This is a genomic window from Hymenobacter lapidiphilus, from assembly GCF_013377885.1.
GTDB lineage: Bacteria > Bacteroidota > Bacteroidia > Cytophagales > Hymenobacteraceae > Hymenobacter > Hymenobacter lapidiphilus.
Genome location: NZ_JABKAU010000014.1, coordinates 14,985 through 30,828, shown reverse-complemented (window position 1 = coordinate 30,828; position 15,844 = coordinate 14,985). Strand labels below are relative to the sequence as shown.

Below are 15,844 nucleotides of genomic sequence, written 5' to 3'. Positions count from 1 at the left end.
AGCGCTGAAGTGAGTGCCAACAGCCGCCGCAGTTGATGCTGTATTCCAGAGAAAGGATTATGCCCGGGACGCAAGTTTCGGGCATAGCTTTTGCTGCCTGTATGTAACTGTATTAGGCTGGTAATCAGTAATAAATAAGGGCAGTAAATGCCCCTCAAACTATTTGTTCTCCCACTATGCAAAATACTTCCACTCTCCTGCTGGCCTGTATCTGGGTGCTGGCTTTACTTGGTAGTTGCGGTGCTAAAGACAGGAATCCTATTCCGGTACAACCAGAGCCCAGGGGGAGCATATATGGATTTGTGCGAGCCAGCGACCAGAATGGAACACCGGTGAGTAAAGCTGGTTTTACGGTCGAATTGGAGGGTATCGACAATCAGAAATCAACTACAGATGCAGATGGACGCTTCGAGTTCTTGAACGTGCGTGCCGGAACCTACAACCTCACTTACACTCGTACAGGTTACGCTACGTATAAAGAATTCGGTGTCTCGCATGCCGGCGGCAATGCTCCCACAGTTGTAAGGGATGTTTCTGTTACGGTGCCGTCAAGCACTATTGTGAGCAACCTGACGGCTGGGGTCCCCAACTCTTCAGGAATACCATTCAGCTTAAAAGTGTCTAACTCTGATCCAGCTAATACAACTTATCGAGTCGTGTTTTTTGCTGGAAAAACGGCCGCAGTAACGGCCGCAACTGGCGAACTGCTCATTACCTATGATTTCGGTAGTGCTGTGGGTCAAAAAAACAGTATTTTTAGTCGGGATGTAGTGCGCAATGCGGGCTTTGCGCCGGGCAGTACGGTATATCTGGTAGCCTATGGAGTTCCTGTGCAACTGATGTACTACCAAAATCCGGCTACGGGTCAGGTTGTCTACCCTTCGTTGAATTCTACCCCCTCCAACGTAGTAAGCTTCGTTCTGTAAGCTATGGCGTTCGGCAAAATTGTCGGCAGTCGGGCCCGCCTGTAGCGCATCGGAATTAGGAGCGAGCCAAAACTTTTTTCGGGGTATATAGTATGCAAGCATAACATATTATCCGTATGTTTACCGGACTTGCGACACTCCCCTATGACCCCCGAAGAAACCGTCGATTATAATATCAAGGTTGCCTGGCATGCCATTTCGCGCATGTACAATACGCAGGCGGCCAAGCACGATATTACCACCAGCATCGGTTTCGTGCTGCTGAACATCGACCAGGAGAACGGCACGCCCGCAACCAAAATTGCGCCCCTGCTGGGACTCGAAACCCGCTCCCTGACTCGTATTCTACGCTCGATGGAAGACAAAGGCCTTATTTATAAGCAGGCCGACGCTCACGACAAACGCTCGGTGCGCATTTTCCTGACCGAGGATGGCCTGCGTAACAAGGAAATCTCGCGCCAGACTGTGCGCCACTTCAACTTAAAGGTGCGCGAGGAAATTCCGCAGAGCGAGTTGGACGTGTTTTTCCGCGTGGTAAGCCAGATTACGGGAATGATTGAGGGCAAAACACTCTACGACAACTTTAAACTCAAGCCCCTGCGCCCCGCCGAATCATCGGCCGCGTAAGGGCTATTAGTGCTTAGTTATTGGGGTCTGGGTCATTCAGAAATGAGGCCGGTACATAGATTCTAATGAAACCACTTAAGCACTACATACCAACAACTAAGCACTAACCACTACCCACCAATATGAATCGTACCATCAAGAAAGTAGCCGTACTGGGCTCCGGGGTGATGGGCTCGCGCATTGCGTGCCACTTCGCCAACATCGGCGTGCAGGTGCTGCTGCTCGACATTGCGCCGAAGGAGCCGCTGCCCGCCGAGGAGGCCAAGGGCCTCAAGCTCGACTCGCCGGCCGTGAAGAACCGCCTCGTCAATAGCGCCCTAGAGGCTACGGTGAAGGCCAACCCTTCGCCGCTCTACCGCAAGGCCGACGTGAGCCGCATCAAAACCGGCAACTTCGATGATAACCTCAAGGACATTGCCGGCTGCGACTGGACGATTGAGGTAGTGGTGGAACGGCTCGATATCAAGCAGAGCCTGTTCGAGCGTGTGGAGCAGTTCCGCAAGCCCGGCACCCTGATTACGAGCAACACCTCGGGCATCCCGATTCATATGATGACCGAAGGCCGTTCCGACGACTTCAAAAAGCACTTCTGCGGCACCCACTTCTTCAACCCGCCGCGCTACCTGAAGCTGCTCGAAATCATCCCGACCCCGGACACGGACCAAGCGGTGGTGGATTTCCTGATGCACTACGGCGACCTGTACTTGGGCAAAACCACCGTGCTGGCCAAGGATACGCCCGCTTTCATCGCCAACCGCGTGGGCGTGTTTGCCATCATGGATGTAATCCAAGTGATGCAGGAGCTTGGCCTTTCGGTAGAGGAAGTGGATAAGCTGACCGGTCCGGTCATCGGCCACGCCAAGTCGGCCACCTTCCGGACTTCCGACGTGGTGGGCCTTGATACGCTGATGAACGTGGCCAATGGTCTCGCTCAAAACCTGCCCAACGACGAAGCTAAAGCCGTATTTGCCTTGCCCGACTATCTGAAGAAGATGGGCGAGAACAAGTGGCTGGGCGACAAAACCGGTCAGGGTTTCTACAAGAAAACCAAGGACGACAAGGGCAAAACCGCCATTCTGGCCCTCGACCTGAACACGCTGGAGTACAAGGCCAGCCAGAAAATCAAGTTCGCCACCCTCGAAAGCACCAAGCCCATCGAGAAGCTGGCCGACCGTTTCAAGGTGCTGGTAGCCGGCAAAGACAAAGCCGGTGACTTCTACCGCAAGACCTTCGCGGGCCTGTTTGCCTACGTGAGCAACCGGATTCCGGAAATCACCGATGCCCTCTACAAGATTGACGACGCCCTGCGCGCCGGCTTTGGTTGGGATATGGGTCCGTTTGAAACCTGGGATGCCCTGGGCGTGCAGAAGGGTCTGGAGCTGGCCAAGGCCGAAGACAAAACGGTCGCCCCTTGGATAGAGGAAATGCTGGCCGCCGGCCACGAAACCTTCTATAAGGTGAACGAGGCGGGCGTGAAGCAGTTCTATGACATCGAAAGCAAAGCCTATCAGGCCATTCCGGGCGTCGAGAACTTCATCATTCTCGACAACGTGCGCGCCACCGGCAAAGTGCTCTGGAAAAACGCCGGCGCTTCGGTGCTCGACCTCGGCGACGGTATCCTGAACGTGGAGTTCCATAGCAAGATGAACGCGCTGGGTTCCGACGTAATCCAGGGCCTGCTGAAAGGCGTGGAGCTGGCTGAAAAGGACTTCCGCGGCCTCGTGGTGGGCAACGACGCGCCGAACTTCTCGGCCGGTGCCAACCTGGGCCTCGTGTACATGTTCGCCCTCGACCAAGAGTACGACGAGCTGAACCTGATGATTGCCCAGTTTCAGCAGGCCATGATGCGGATGCGCTACAGCAGCATTCCGGTGGTAAGCGCGCCCCACGGCCTGGCCTTGGGCGGCGGCTGCGAGCTGAACCTGCACGCCGACAAGGTAGTGGCCGCGGCCGAAACCTACATGGGCCTCGTGGAATTCGGCGTAGGCCTGATTCCGGCCGGCGGCGGCACCAAGGAAATGACCCTGCGCACCGCCCTCAAATACGAGGAAGGCGAGCCCGAGTACAACCTGCTCCGCAACACGTTCATGACGGTGAGCACCGCCAAGGTTTCGACGTCAGCCGCCGAAGCCTTCGACCTGGGCTTCATGCGCCCCGGCGACGAAATAGTGGTGAATTCCAACCGCGTAATTGCCCAAGCCAAGTCTGCTGCCATTGAGTTGGCCGACGCCGGCTACACCCAGCCGGTGCAGAAAACGAACATCAAGGTGCACGGCAAAGGCGCTCTGGGCATGTTCATGACGGGCGTACACGCCATGCGCCAGGGCAATTACATCTCCGACCACGATATGAAAATCGCCAACAAACTGGCCTTCATTATGTGCGGCGGCGACCTAAGCGCGCCTACCGAAGTATCGGAGCAGTACCTGCTGGACCTGGAGCGCGAAGCTTTCCTGAGCCTCACCGGCGAGCGGAAAACGCTGGAGCGCATCCAGAGCATCCTCACGACTGGCAAGCCGTTGCGGAATTAATTGTTGAGTCGCTGTCATGCTGAGCTTGTCGAAGCATCTCTACCGCTTCGTTGAGTCACTACTCATCCGTCGGCACGCGAGATTCCTCGGCTTCGCTCGGAATGACAGACGGATTTTAACATTCCACCTTCTCTAAGAACTCATCATATGAACGCATATATCGTAGCTGGTTACCGCACGGCCGTGGGCAAAGCCACCCGCGGCGGTTTCCGCTTCACCCGCCCCGACGACCTGGCCGCCGACGTTATCAAGCACCTCGTGGCCTCGGTGCCCGCCCTCGACCCCACCCGCATTGATGATGTGATTGTGGGCAACGCCGTGCCGGAAGCCGAGCAGGGCCTGCAAATGGGCCGCTTGATTTCGCTGTTGGCCTTGCCGATGAACGTATCGGGCCTCATTGTGAACCGCTACTGCGGCTCGGGTGTGGAAACCATTGCCATGGCAACTGGTAAAATCGCGGCTGGCATGGCCGACTGCATCGTGGCTGGTGGCACCGAAAGCATGAGCATGGTGCCCACCGTAGGCTGGAAAACCGTGCCCAACTACAACCTGGCCCAGAAGCACCCCGACTACTACCTCGGCATGGGCCTGACCGCCGAAGCTGTAGCGCAGGACTACAAGGTGTCGCGTGAAGACCAGGACCAGTTCTCCTACAACTCTCACCAGAAGGCCATCAAGGCCATCCAAGAGGGCAAGTTCAAGGAGCAGATTGTGCCCATCACGGTCAACGAAACCTACCTCGACCAAGCCACCGGCAAGAAGAAAACCCGCTCCTACGTAGTAGACACCGACGAAGGCCCCCGCGCCGACACCTCGGTGGAAGCACTGGGCAGGCTCCGGCCGGTTTTCGCCGCCAACGGCTCGGTAACGGCCGGCAACTCCTCGCAGACTTCTGACGGTGCTGCCTTCGTTATCGTGATGTCGGAGCGGATGGTGAAGGAGCTGAACCTGGAGCCAATTGCGCGCATGGTGACGTATGCCACCGAGGGCATCGACCCGCGCATCATGGGCATGGGCCCCGTGAAAGCCATCCCGAAGGCCCTCAAGCAGGCCGGCATGAAGCTGCAGGATATCGACCTGTTCGAGCTAAACGAGGCTTTTGCTTCGCAGAGCCTGGCCGTAATGCGCGAACTGGAAATGGACCAGAGCAAGGTGAACGTGAACGGTGGCGCCATTGCCCTCGGCCATCCACTCGGCTGCTCCGGCGCCAAGCTCAGCATCCAGCTGTTCCACGAACTACGTGCTCAGAACAAGAAGTACGGCATGGTAACCGCCTGCGTAGGTGGCGGCCAGGGCGTAGCCGGCATCTACGAGCTGCTGAAGTAGCAGCCGCGGGGCATTCTTTATCCGCGAAGGATAACCGGTGATTTCGAAAACCCCGGAAGGCATTTCGGGGTTTTCTTTTAACAAAGTACTCGGCAAGCATAACAAATTTTGCTATCTTGCGCTACGAGTAACGGCCCGCCGCCTTACCCTAAGTAGTAGGCAAGCCGAACAGTTTTTCTCTCGATTTCCCACTTCAAATCTCACACTATCATGGAAGTAGCTAACCAGCTTGTAAAAGGCGGCGAGTTTATCATCAAGGAAACCGACGCCCAGGACGTATTCACCCCTGCCGATTTTTCGGAGGAGCAGAACATGATGCACCAGACGGCGCTCGACTTCGTGGAGAAGGAGGTATCGCCGTTGCTCGACCGTCTCGACAACCACGAAGAAGGACTTATGCGCGGCCTGATGGAAAAGGCCGGCGAGTTGGGCCTGTTCGGCGTGAGCGTTCCTGAGCAGTTCGGCGGCCTCGACATGGATTTCCCTACCTCGCTGCGGGTAACCGAAGGCGTGGGTGGTGGCCACTCGTTCCCGGTAGCCTTTGCGGCCCACACGGGTATTGCCATGCTGCCCATTCTATATTTCGGCAACGACGAGCAGAAGGCTAAGTACCTGCCCGGCCTTACCAATGGCGAGTTGATGGGCGCGTATTGCCTCACCGAGCCCGGCTCGGGCTCCGACGCGCTGGGTGCCAAAACCAAGGCCATGCCGACTGAAGACGGCGAGCATTATGTGCTCAACGGCCAGAAAATGTGGATTACGAACGGTGGTTTCGCCGACGTATTCATCGTTTTTGCCCAGGTTGACGGCGACAAGTTCACCGGCTTTATTGTAGACAAGGAAACCCCCGGCCTGACCCTCGGCAACGAGGAGCACAAGATGGGTATTAAGGGCTCCTCGACTCGCCAGGTGTTTCTTTCTGATGCCAAAGTGCCGAAATCGGCCGTGTTGGGCGAGATTGGCAAGGGCCACCTGATTGCCTTTAACATTCTCAACATCGGCCGCATCAAGCTGGCTGCTGCCTGTTTGGGCGCCACCAAAATGTGCGCCACCCAGAGCGTGCGTTACGCCAACGAGCGGGTGCAGTTCAAGATGCCCATCAGCAAGTTCGGCGCCATCAAGTTCAAGCTGGCCCAGCAGGCCATCCGTATTTATGCCGTCGAGTCGGCTATTTACCGGGCCGGTATGGACATCTTCCGTATGGAGCAGGAGTTGCTGGCCAAGGGCCAGAGCCACAACGAAGCCTTGCTGGGTGCCGCCCGCGAGTTTGCCGTGGAGTGCGCCATCCTGAAAGTGGAGGGCTCGGAAGTGCTCGACTATGTAGTAGACGAAGGCGTGCAGATTTACGGCGGATACGGCTTCTCGGCCGATTACCCCATGGACCGCGCTTACCGGGACTCGCGCATCAACCGCATCTTCGAGGGCACGAACGAAATCAACCGCATGCTGGCTGTTGATATGATTCTGAAGAAGGCCATGAAAGGCGAGCTGGACTTGATGGGCCCTGCTCAGGCTGTTCAGCAGGAGCTGATGGCCATTCCGGATTTCAACCCAGAAGAGGAAACCGGCCTGTTTGCCGCCGAGAAAAAGACCATTGCCAAGCTTAAAAAGGCTATTCTGATGGTAGCTGGCACGGCTGTACAGAAGTACATGAACTCGCTCGCTAAGGAGCAGGAGGTACTGATGAACATTGCCGATATGGCTATCAAAGTGTACACTGCCGAAAGCACCCTGCTGCGCGTGGAGAAGGAAGCCGCTGCCAAAGGCGAAGACGAGCTTTCGACTCAGATTGACATTGCCCGCGTGTTCCTCTACGACACCGTGGACCAGGTGAACAAGGCCGGCAAGGATGCCATTGGTACCATGACCGAGGGCGACGAGCAGCGTTTGCTGGCCATGGGCCTCAAGCGCTTCACCAAGGCCGACTTGTTCAACGCCAAGGAAGCCCGTCGTCGTATTGCCGACAAGCTGATTGCAGCCAACGAGTACGCCTATTAGAGCCACGGATTAGCACGGATTTCTTCGGCTTGTACGGACCACGTGCATAGCCTTGTGATTCCGCTACCTGATGCAAAACAGGATTAAGAGAAACAGCCGCTCCCATATTGGGGGCGGCTGTTTCTTTTGAGTAGCTTAACGGCCCCACACAACGCAGCGGGGGCATCTGCCGTTTGCTGAGGTTACTATCCCACCCATTTCTCCCAAATTATGGCCGACGAACAAGCGAAGGGCAAGGCGTTTTACGACAGCGTCCTGCAGTTCTATGACCACGCGGCCAGCTTTTCGAAGCTGGCTCCCGGTATTATTGCTCAAATCCGGACCTGCAACAGCATCTACAAGGTCAACTTCCCGGTTGAGGTAGATGGGCAGGTGCAGGTGTTTGAGGGCATTCGAGTGCAGCATAGCCACCACAAACTACCCAGCAAAGGCGGTATCCGCTACAGTATGCACGTAGATGAGGATGAGGTAATGGCCCTGGCTACACTCATGACCTTTAAGTGTGCCCTCGTGGACGTACCCTTTGGCGGAGCCAAGGGCGGCGTGAAAATCAACCCGCGTACAACTCCGGTACATACCTTGGAGCGCGTTACGCGCCGCTACGCCAGCGAGTTGATCAAGAAGAACCTGATTGGTCCCGGCATGGACGTGCCCGCGCCCGACTACGGCACCAGCGGCCGCGAAATGGCCTGGATTGCCGATACCTACATGACCTTTAAGTACGGTGACACCAACGCGCTGGGCTGCGTAACGGGTAAACCTGTGGGCCAGGGCGGCATCCGAGGCCGGACTGAGGCCACCGGCCTGGGCGTGTTCTTCGGTCTGCGCGAAATGCTGCTGGATGAGCCGATGACCAAAAAGGCGGGCCTCACGCCGGGTATTGAGGGCAAGCGAATTATTGTGCAGGGCATGGGCAACGTGGGTTACCATGCTGCCAATTTCTGCCAGAAAGCCGGCGCGTTCATCACCGGTATTGCCGAGCGCGAAGGCGGCATCTACAACGAAAAGGGCTTGGATGTAGCTGCCGTATTCAAGCACCGCGAAGAAACGGGTTCCATCCTGGGGTTCGAAGGCGCTAAGGACGTAATAGACTCGCTGGAACTGCTTGAATATGAGTGCGACGTGTTGCTGCCCGCCGCGCTGGAAAACCAGATTCATGAAGGCAACGCGGCCAAAATAAAGGCCAAAATTATAGCCGAGGGTGCCAATGGCCCCACTACCCAACCGGCCGAAAAAATCCTGCTGGAGCGCGGTATCCTGATTCTGCCCGACCTCTACCTGAATGCCGGTGGCGTAACAGTATCGTACTTCGAGTGGCTGAAAAACCTGTCGAATGTGCGCTTCGGGCGTATGGGCAAGCGAGCCGAGGAAGGTGCCATGCGCCGCCTGGTAGCCACTATTGAGCGTACCACTGGCCGCACCGTTTCGGAAGAGGAACGGCAGTCCATCATTCACGGTGCCGACGAAATCGACCTCGTACACTCGGGCCTCGAAGACACGATGATTACCGCCTACCAGTCTATCCGCAAAGTGATGGACGAAGTGCCCGGCATCACCGATATGCGCACGGCCGCCTTCTACACCGCCATCGAGAAAATCGGCGTCAGCTACCAGTCGCTTGGCATCTTCCCGTAACGGTTAGCTGTTAGCTTAGCGGTTAACCAAAAGCGCCCCTTCCCACAATTGCTGGGAAGGGGCGCTTACAGTTTTGGGAGGGAAGCAAAGCAATGGTTTACACGGTGCTGGCCACAAAATAAGTGTAATCCGAAAAATAAGTGCTGATCCGTAGTCCTTATTTGAGCGCGATTTTATTGAGCATCAGGGCCGCCGACTTCTTGCTGGGGCGGCTGACGCCGATGATGGTTTTGGGGTCGAGCCAGGCCGTAAAGTCTTTTACATAGGCCAGGTTCTGGTCGGCGGCCACGTTCAGGCCCAGGCCTTTCGGCTCGCTTACCACGCCCGTCGGCACGTTCAGGCGGCGCAGGTAGAGGTCGGATTTACCCTTGATCTTCTCCCAGGTAAGCAACTGCACTTCGGAGCCGAATATGGCGGCACGGTAGCCAATGCTGCTGTAGCCGTCGGCGGCGGGAGCCACCTGGTCTTTGGCTACAATACTGCGCCAGCTGGGCGTCAGGAACTCGTTGTAGCCGAACAGGTGCAACTCGCGGGTGTGCCCGGGCGAGCCTTCGCCGCCCTCCTCATACTTCTTTTCGGCCAGCACTACCACCTGCTTGTCGTCGGTAAGCAGCACGTCGGTCAGGTACACGTCTTCGAGGCGCTTGGCGGGCGTTCCGCCCACAGCCTTATTCACCTCAGCCAGGTAATCGGCCGCCAGCAGCACTTCGGGGGCAAACTTCATGTCGCTTTCGCCCGCAAAATCGAACTTCACCAGCTTCAGGCTGTGGTAAAGGCCAGTGGCCCGCTCGTTGCAGATAGCCGCGGCATACAGCGTGTTATCGGGGCGCAACACGAAGCGCGAATCGAAGATGTTCACCACCTTCCCTCCAAACGTACCACCCACCGATACCGACATCACCTTCACATCGGGCGAGTCGTTGCGGTAGCGGCGCACGCTGAGTTTCTTCATCTGGTCGCCGGCCAGCGTTACAAACTGGGTACCGTCGTTGCCGACATGCACGGTTACCGAGAAAAAGTCGCCCTGGTCGTGAAAATCGTAGCTGCGGTCCTTCAGCTTCTGGAGCTTTTCATCGTACACGCTGGCACTGATGGCCTTGATCTGATTGCTCTGGGTGAGGTAGCGCCAAGCTACCAGCCGGCTGCCATCGGGCGAGAAGGCTACGCCGGGACGCCGGTCGCGGGCATTCGCTTCCACCAGCTTCTGGGCCGGACTCTTGCGGCCATCGGCCAGGCTTAGGGTGTAGGCCACCAGGCGCTGGGTTCCGGCTGTGTTCTGGTAAACCACTACCGTCGCCTGTTCGCTGCTCTGGCCGAAGCCATCTACCACTTCACCCGCACCCAGCGGCAGGGCCGTGCTCCAGCGGCGCTTCAGGTCGGCGTCGTAGCGCTCCACGGCATATTGGTCGGCAGTTTGGTGGGCCAGAATAAGGAAACCGCCATCGGGCAGCGGCAGGGTTTTGCGGTTCACGCGCTGGTTATAGCGGTCGGTGCGGGTTTCGGGCAAGTAGTTGAAAGCGGCTGATTTCACGCGCTGGGCCGAGGCCGGCTGGTAGGCCAGGGAAGCCAGTGTAAAGCTGGCGACGAGCAGGAAAGTAAAACGCACGGGCAGAAAAGGCTTTATGACGCAACGGGTTAAGTCCCGCACAGTTGTACTCTTCAAAGGTACCTAACTTTTAATTGAACAAAATTCAGAATGCTATCTGCGCAATTTTCAAGGTGTTAACTAAATGATAATAGTGCAAAAGACTGCTTTTGCGGGCCGAAAGGCAACCCAGTCGAAAGCCTTCCGTTTGAACGGGCGTCGGTAAAGGAAGCCATGCTAATCGAGGTGGCGTTATTACCACGTTTCTAAAAGTGAGCCAGCCATATATAGTGATGCTCACTACCTAAAATATGAAAGCGCCGAATTCTGTACCTGTTGCGGCGTAGTTCTTGCTGTCCGGTTTTTACGCTTAAGTTCTCTTACTTTATGAAATCTTTACTCCGCTTTGTCTTGATGATTTCCTTGGTTGTCATCGGGAAGCTAAATACTACACCAGCCGATTCGCAGCTAGCTTCAAACGACGAACCTCGGTGGATAATTCCGGTGCACAGCACCACGTTGCACAAGATGTCGGCTGATACGGAAACACGACTGTTATCCGAAAGCGGCAAGTTTCGCTCGTGGCAGCTACTCCGCACCACTTCCGCCAAGAACGAATAAACGGCATCAGTTTCCCCTAACGGCTCTTCAGGAGCCGTTTTTTATGCCTCTGTAGTTTGGCTATTTTAGCTGATGCGGCTCCAATTGACAGCCGTAGCGGGCAGGCTCTCGATGTGGTGACGGATGGCTTGGTTGGCGGGCAGGGCCAGGTTGGGGTCGGTTTCCAGCAGGGCTTGGGCCGCGGCCCGGCTCTCACTTAGAATACGACCGTCCTTGGCCAGATCGGCAATCAGCAGGTCGAGTACGCCGCTTTGCTGGGTGCCCATGAGGTCGCCGGGGCCGCGTAGCTTCAGGTCGATGTCGGCAATTTCGAAGCCGTTGTTGGTGCGCACCATCGTCTCGATGCGGGTGCGCGAATCCTTGCTGAGCTTGTAGCCGCTCATCAGAATACAGTAGCTCTGGTCGGCACCGCGCCCCACGCGGCCTCGCAGCTGGTGCAGCTGCGAGAGGCCAAACCGTTCGGTACTCTCAATCACCATTACGGAAGCGTTGGGTACGTTTACGCCTACTTCAATTACGGTAGTAGCCACCATAATCTGGGTTTGGTTTTCCACGAAGCGCTGCATTTCGGCGTCCTTCTCGCCGGCCGTCATGCGGCCGTGCACAATGCTGATCTGTAGTTCCGGGAAGGCCCGCGCTACGCTCTCGTAGCCATCCATGAGGTCTTTGTAGTCGGCCATGGCCTCGCTTTCCTCAATCAGCGGGTACACGATATATACCTGCCGGCCAAGCTTCACTTGGTCGCGCAGAAACTGGAACACCTTCAGCCGGTTCGAGTCGAAGCGGTGGACCGTGACGATGGGCTTACGGCCGGCCGGCAGCTCGTCAATCACGCTCACATCAAGGTCGCCATAAAGCGTCATGGCCAGGGTGCGCGGAATGGGCGTGGCCGTCATTACCAGCACGTGGGGGATAACGTGGGGGTTTTTCTGCCAGAGCTTGGACCGTTGTGCCACCCCAAACCGGTGCTGCTCATCCATGATGGTGAGGCCGAGGTTCTTGAACTGCACCACGTCTTCGAGCAGCGCGTGGGTACCCACCAGAATATGCATTTCGCCCGAACGCAGCTGCTCGTGCAGCATCCGGCGGGCAGCCGTGCGGGTGCTGCCGGTCAGCAGCCCTATATTCAGACCCAACAGGTCGGCAAACTCTTTGAGGCCGGTGTAGTGCTGGTTGGCCAGGATTTCGGTGGGCGCCATCAGGCAACTCTGGGCTCCATTGTCGGCCGCCATCAGCATCGAGATGAACGCCACGATGGTTTTGCCCGAGCCCACGTCGCCCTGTAGGAGCCGGTTCATCTGCTGGCCGGCACAGAAATCCTTATAGATGTCGTGGATAACCCGTTTCTGAGCCCCGGTCAGGTCGAAGGGCAATACGTTTTTGTAGAAGTGGACCAGCGTGGGCACCTCTTTAAAAATCTGCCCGGCCAGGCTCACTTTGCGCTGGTCGCGCTGGCGCAGCAGCTTGAGCTGAATGTAGAATAGCTCTTCAAACTTGAGCCGGAAGCGGGCCGTCTGCAGTAAATCGGGCGTTTGCGGGAAGTGAATCTGCTGCAGCGCCGTCGCCTTGCTCATCAGTCCATACTGCTCAATGAGAGCCGGCGAGAGGGTTTCCTGCACATGGGGCAGGGCCAGCTTCAGCAGGTCGGCCACCATCCGGGCAATGGCCTTGCTATCTACTCGGTGGTAGTTCTTGAGCTTCTCGGAGGTGTTGTACACCGGTTGCAAAAAGCTCTGGCCGGGCTTCTGCTCGGTTACTTCCTCCATTTCGGGGTGGGCCATCTGGGGCCGCCCGTTGAACATCGTGGGCTTACCGAACACGATGTACTCCTGGTGATTTTTGATGATTTTCTCCAGGTAGTTCACCCCCTTGAACCACACCAACTCCAACTCGCCGCTGGCGTCGGCTACCTTGGCCACCATGCGCTTCTTGTGGCCCTCGCCAATCACCTCCCGGTTCCGCAGAATGCCCTTTACCTGCACGTAAGGCAGGTCGTCGTGCAAATCCACGATGTTGTAGAACTGGGTGCGGTCGAGGTAGCGAAAGGGGTAGCGCTGGATTAGGTCGCCGTAGGTGAACAGGCCCAATTCCTTCTGCAGTAGCTGCGCCCGTTGCAGGCCCACACCCTTCAGATATTCAATCTTGGTCTGAAAAAAACTCATTGGTTGAGTCTCAAGCTGCCAGCTTTAAGCCGCAAGCTTTTAAACGAAAACTGGTTTGACGGATTACCTACTCGATAAACGAAGCCTTATAGCTTGAGGCTCACTTAAAACGTAATGTATTCAGCAAATGAATCATGTCCTGCTTCACGTACTCGATAACCGGAGCCAATGAGTCGTTGGCGGTGGCAGTACGGAAGTACAGCGCCCCGCGCAGGAAGTGGCGGGTGCTATCGGTAGTGTAGAACTGGAACTGGCTGGGCACCTCACCCTGCAGCTCGAACACCGTGGCCCGCAGGCCGCCGGGCATCTCCAGTACCCGCTCATCAATGGCCGAGGCCTTGATTTCGTGCTTGCCGGTGAGCTTGCGGGCGTCTTCGAGCAACCGGTTGAACGCCTTGCGGTCGGCCCGGACGTCGGCGTAGGTGAGCTGCACGTTGGCCTTGAGCTGCGGGTAATACACATTTATCCAGTGCGGCTGGGCCAGATACGACGAGTCGCGCAGGATTTTGGCCGCCCGCGAGTACTCGAACGTGTAGGGTCGGCCCGGTGCCAACTGCTGGTAGCTGTGGGCCGGCAAATCGATGCGGTTGTATCCTTTAGGCTTGGGCGTAAAATCGGGGGGCGAAGTGCAGCCGCCCGCCAGCAGCAAGCCGGCCGCGGCCATACACCAGAAGCCTGAGAAACGGGAAACGGCCATGCAGCAAAATCGGGACGAGTGAAGGAGTAAAGGTAGCCACGAAATGCCGCGCAACATGCCGGCCCGCACGCAAAAAGCCCCGGCCGGGCCGGGGCTTTTCTGTAACGATACGAGTGCAGCAGCCTAAAACGGCAGCTGGTCAAGCTCCGGCTCCTGGCGGAAGGTAACGGGCTCCTCGGCTACGGCTGTAGCAGCGGGCTGAGCCGCCGTGCCGGGCCGCGAGCCAAGCAATGAAATTTCCTCGGCTACTATTTCGGTAACGTAGCGTGTCTGGTTGTCCTTATCCTGGTACTGGCGGGTGCGGATACGACCCTCCACATATACTTGCTGGCCTTTATGCAGATGCTTCTCTGCTAGCTCGGCCAAGCCGCGCCAAGCAGCAATGTTGTGCCACTCAGTCCGCTCGATGCGCGTGCCCTGTTTGTCCTTATAATACTCGTTGGTGGCCATTGTGAAGTTGGCTACGATGGTGCCACCCTCCAGGTGTCGCACCTCGGGGTCTTTGCCCAAATGACCGATCAGAATAACTTTGTTGACGCTTGCCATGTGTATAGAGTTGAAGTGGTTAGGCTTGGTGGAAGATTTTTTTCAACACAATAAAGATAAACACGAATACTGTAAATGCCAAGAAAATTGGGTGTTTAAATTTGCTTGTTGCTAATATAGTTAGTGATAAGAATGGATTTAGGCAACTGCTCAACCTCCTCGCTCCGGTACACTGCCAGCCCGGCCGACGTAGCGGTGGCCGACAGCGGTTCAGCCAGCCATACTTCGTGGAACCGCGCTTCCACCTTCTGATGGCTCAGGATATGGCGGGCCGCTACAGCGGGTTCCCCAACCCGGTCAGTAGCCACGCGCCCGCCCAGCCGCTCCACTTCGGCCAGCAGTTCCGCTCCGGGTAGTTCCGCCGACTCAGTTTCGTGCAGGGCGAAATCATAGAGGCCCTCCCAAATGTCTTTGGGCCCACGCTTGCGCAGGTACACCGTATCGGCGTGGCGTAGCACCAAATAATGGAAATAGCGGGTGCGAGCCGCTTTGGCTTTGCTTTTCACCGGCAACTCCGCTGCCATTCCATGCTGGAAGGCGAAGCAACTGCTTTGTATGGGGCAGAACATACAGTCGGGCTTGGCGGGTGTGCATTGCAGCGCCCCAAACTCCATAATAGCCTGGTTGAATTCGGCTGGCTGCTCGGCCGGAATCAGCTGGTCGGCTAGTTGCTGGAATTTCTTGCGGCTGGCAGGTGCGGCAATGTCGTGGTGCAGGCCGAAAACCCGGGCCAGCACCCGGAATACGTTGCCGTCGAGTACCGCTACCGGCTCATCGTAGGCAAATGAAGCCACGGCAGCGGCCGTGTATTGGCCCACGCCTTTCAGTAGCAGCAGCCTGGCGTAAGAGTCGGGGAACTGGCCGCCGAACTCGGCTACTACCTGCTGGGCCGTGTAGTGCATGTTGCGGGCCCGCGAGTAGTAGCCCAGCCCCTGCCAGTGGCGCAGCACCTCATCGGGCGGGGCGGCCGCCAGGGCCTGCACAGTAGGGTAGTTGCTGCTAAAGGTCAGGTAGTAAGGAAGGCCCTGCTTCACGCGGGTTTGCTGCAGAATGACTTCCGACAGCCAGATGAAGTATGGGTCGCGGGTGTGGCGCCAGGGCAGGTCGCGACGGTGGCGCGGGTACCAGGCCAGCAAGGCTTCGGCGAACCACAAATAGGAATCCGGCGTTGTAGATGCGGTAGGAGAAAA

11 protein-coding genes are annotated in these 15,844 nt (G+C 57.1%); 6 read left to right on the top strand and 5 right to left on the bottom strand.

Annotated features, from left to right (window positions below; all coding sequences use genetic code 11):
• The first annotated feature begins 176 nt into the window (after positions 1–176).
• The 6 genes from HW554_RS09410 to HW554_RS09385 all read left to right on the top strand — a co-directional run bounded on the left by HW554_RS09410 (position 177) and on the right by HW554_RS09385 (position 9,043).
• Positions 177–926 (top strand): carboxypeptidase-like regulatory domain-containing protein, encoded by a 750-nt coding sequence (locus HW554_RS09410; protein WP_176908333.1) that lies wholly within the window; start codon positions 177–179, stop codon positions 924–926.
• A 144-nt stretch (positions 927–1,070) separates the two neighbouring features.
• Positions 1,071–1,553 (top strand): MarR family winged helix-turn-helix transcriptional regulator, encoded by a 483-nt coding sequence (locus HW554_RS09405; RefSeq protein ID WP_176908332.1) that lies wholly within the window; start codon positions 1,071–1,073, stop codon positions 1,551–1,553.
• A gap of 122 nt (positions 1,554–1,675) precedes the next feature.
• On the top strand, positions 1,676–4,084 hold the full coding sequence (locus tag HW554_RS09400) for a 3-hydroxyacyl-CoA dehydrogenase/enoyl-CoA hydratase family protein (protein ID WP_176908331.1): 2,409 nt from the start codon (positions 1,676–1,678) through the stop codon (positions 4,082–4,084).
• A 147-nt stretch (positions 4,085–4,231) separates the two neighbouring features.
• Positions 4,232–5,410, top strand: a complete 1,179-nt coding sequence (locus HW554_RS09395) for an acetyl-CoA C-acyltransferase (protein ID WP_176908330.1) — start codon at positions 4,232–4,234, stop codon at positions 5,408–5,410.
• 210 nt (positions 5,411–5,620) lie between these two features.
• Entirely contained in the window at positions 5,621–7,408 is a 1,788-nt protein-coding gene (locus tag HW554_RS09390; RefSeq protein WP_176908329.1) for an acyl-CoA dehydrogenase family protein, read from the top strand.
• Between the two features lie 210 nt (positions 7,409–7,618).
• Positions 7,619–9,043 carry a Glu/Leu/Phe/Val family dehydrogenase gene (locus HW554_RS09385; RefSeq protein ID WP_176908328.1) on the top strand — a complete coding sequence of 475 codons (1,425 nt, stop codon included), beginning with the start codon at positions 7,619–7,621 and terminating at the stop codon, positions 9,041–9,043.
• 157 nt (positions 9,044–9,200) lie between these two features.
• On the opposite strand, the gene HW554_RS09380 is transcribed toward HW554_RS09385, so the two are convergent.
• The 5 genes from HW554_RS09380 to mutY form a co-directional block, all read right to left on the bottom strand.
• A complete protein-coding gene (locus tag HW554_RS09380) occupies positions 9,201–10,649 on the bottom strand; it encodes a hypothetical protein (protein ID WP_176908327.1) in 1,449 nt (482 codons plus the stop codon).
• Positions 10,650–11,314: 665 nt separating this feature from the next.
• Entirely contained in the window at positions 11,315–13,411 is a 2,097-nt protein-coding gene (gene recG / locus HW554_RS09375) for an ATP-dependent DNA helicase RecG (RefSeq protein ID WP_176908326.1), read from the bottom strand.
• A 100-nt stretch (positions 13,412–13,511) separates the two neighbouring features.
• Entirely contained in the window at positions 13,512–14,108 is a 597-nt protein-coding gene (gene gldD / locus HW554_RS09370; RefSeq protein WP_176908325.1) for a gliding motility lipoprotein GldD, read from the bottom strand.
• Between the two features lie 123 nt (positions 14,109–14,231).
• Positions 14,232–14,654 carry a single-stranded DNA-binding protein gene (locus HW554_RS09365; RefSeq protein ID WP_176908324.1) on the bottom strand — a complete coding sequence of 141 codons (423 nt, stop codon included), beginning with the start codon at positions 14,652–14,654 and terminating at the stop codon, positions 14,232–14,234.
• A gap of 95 nt (positions 14,655–14,749) precedes the next feature.
• Positions 14,750–15,808, bottom strand: a complete 1,059-nt coding sequence (gene mutY, locus HW554_RS09360; RefSeq protein WP_246285173.1) for an A/G-specific adenine glycosylase — start codon at positions 15,806–15,808, stop codon at positions 14,750–14,752.
• Positions 15,809–15,844 lie beyond the last annotated feature (36 nt).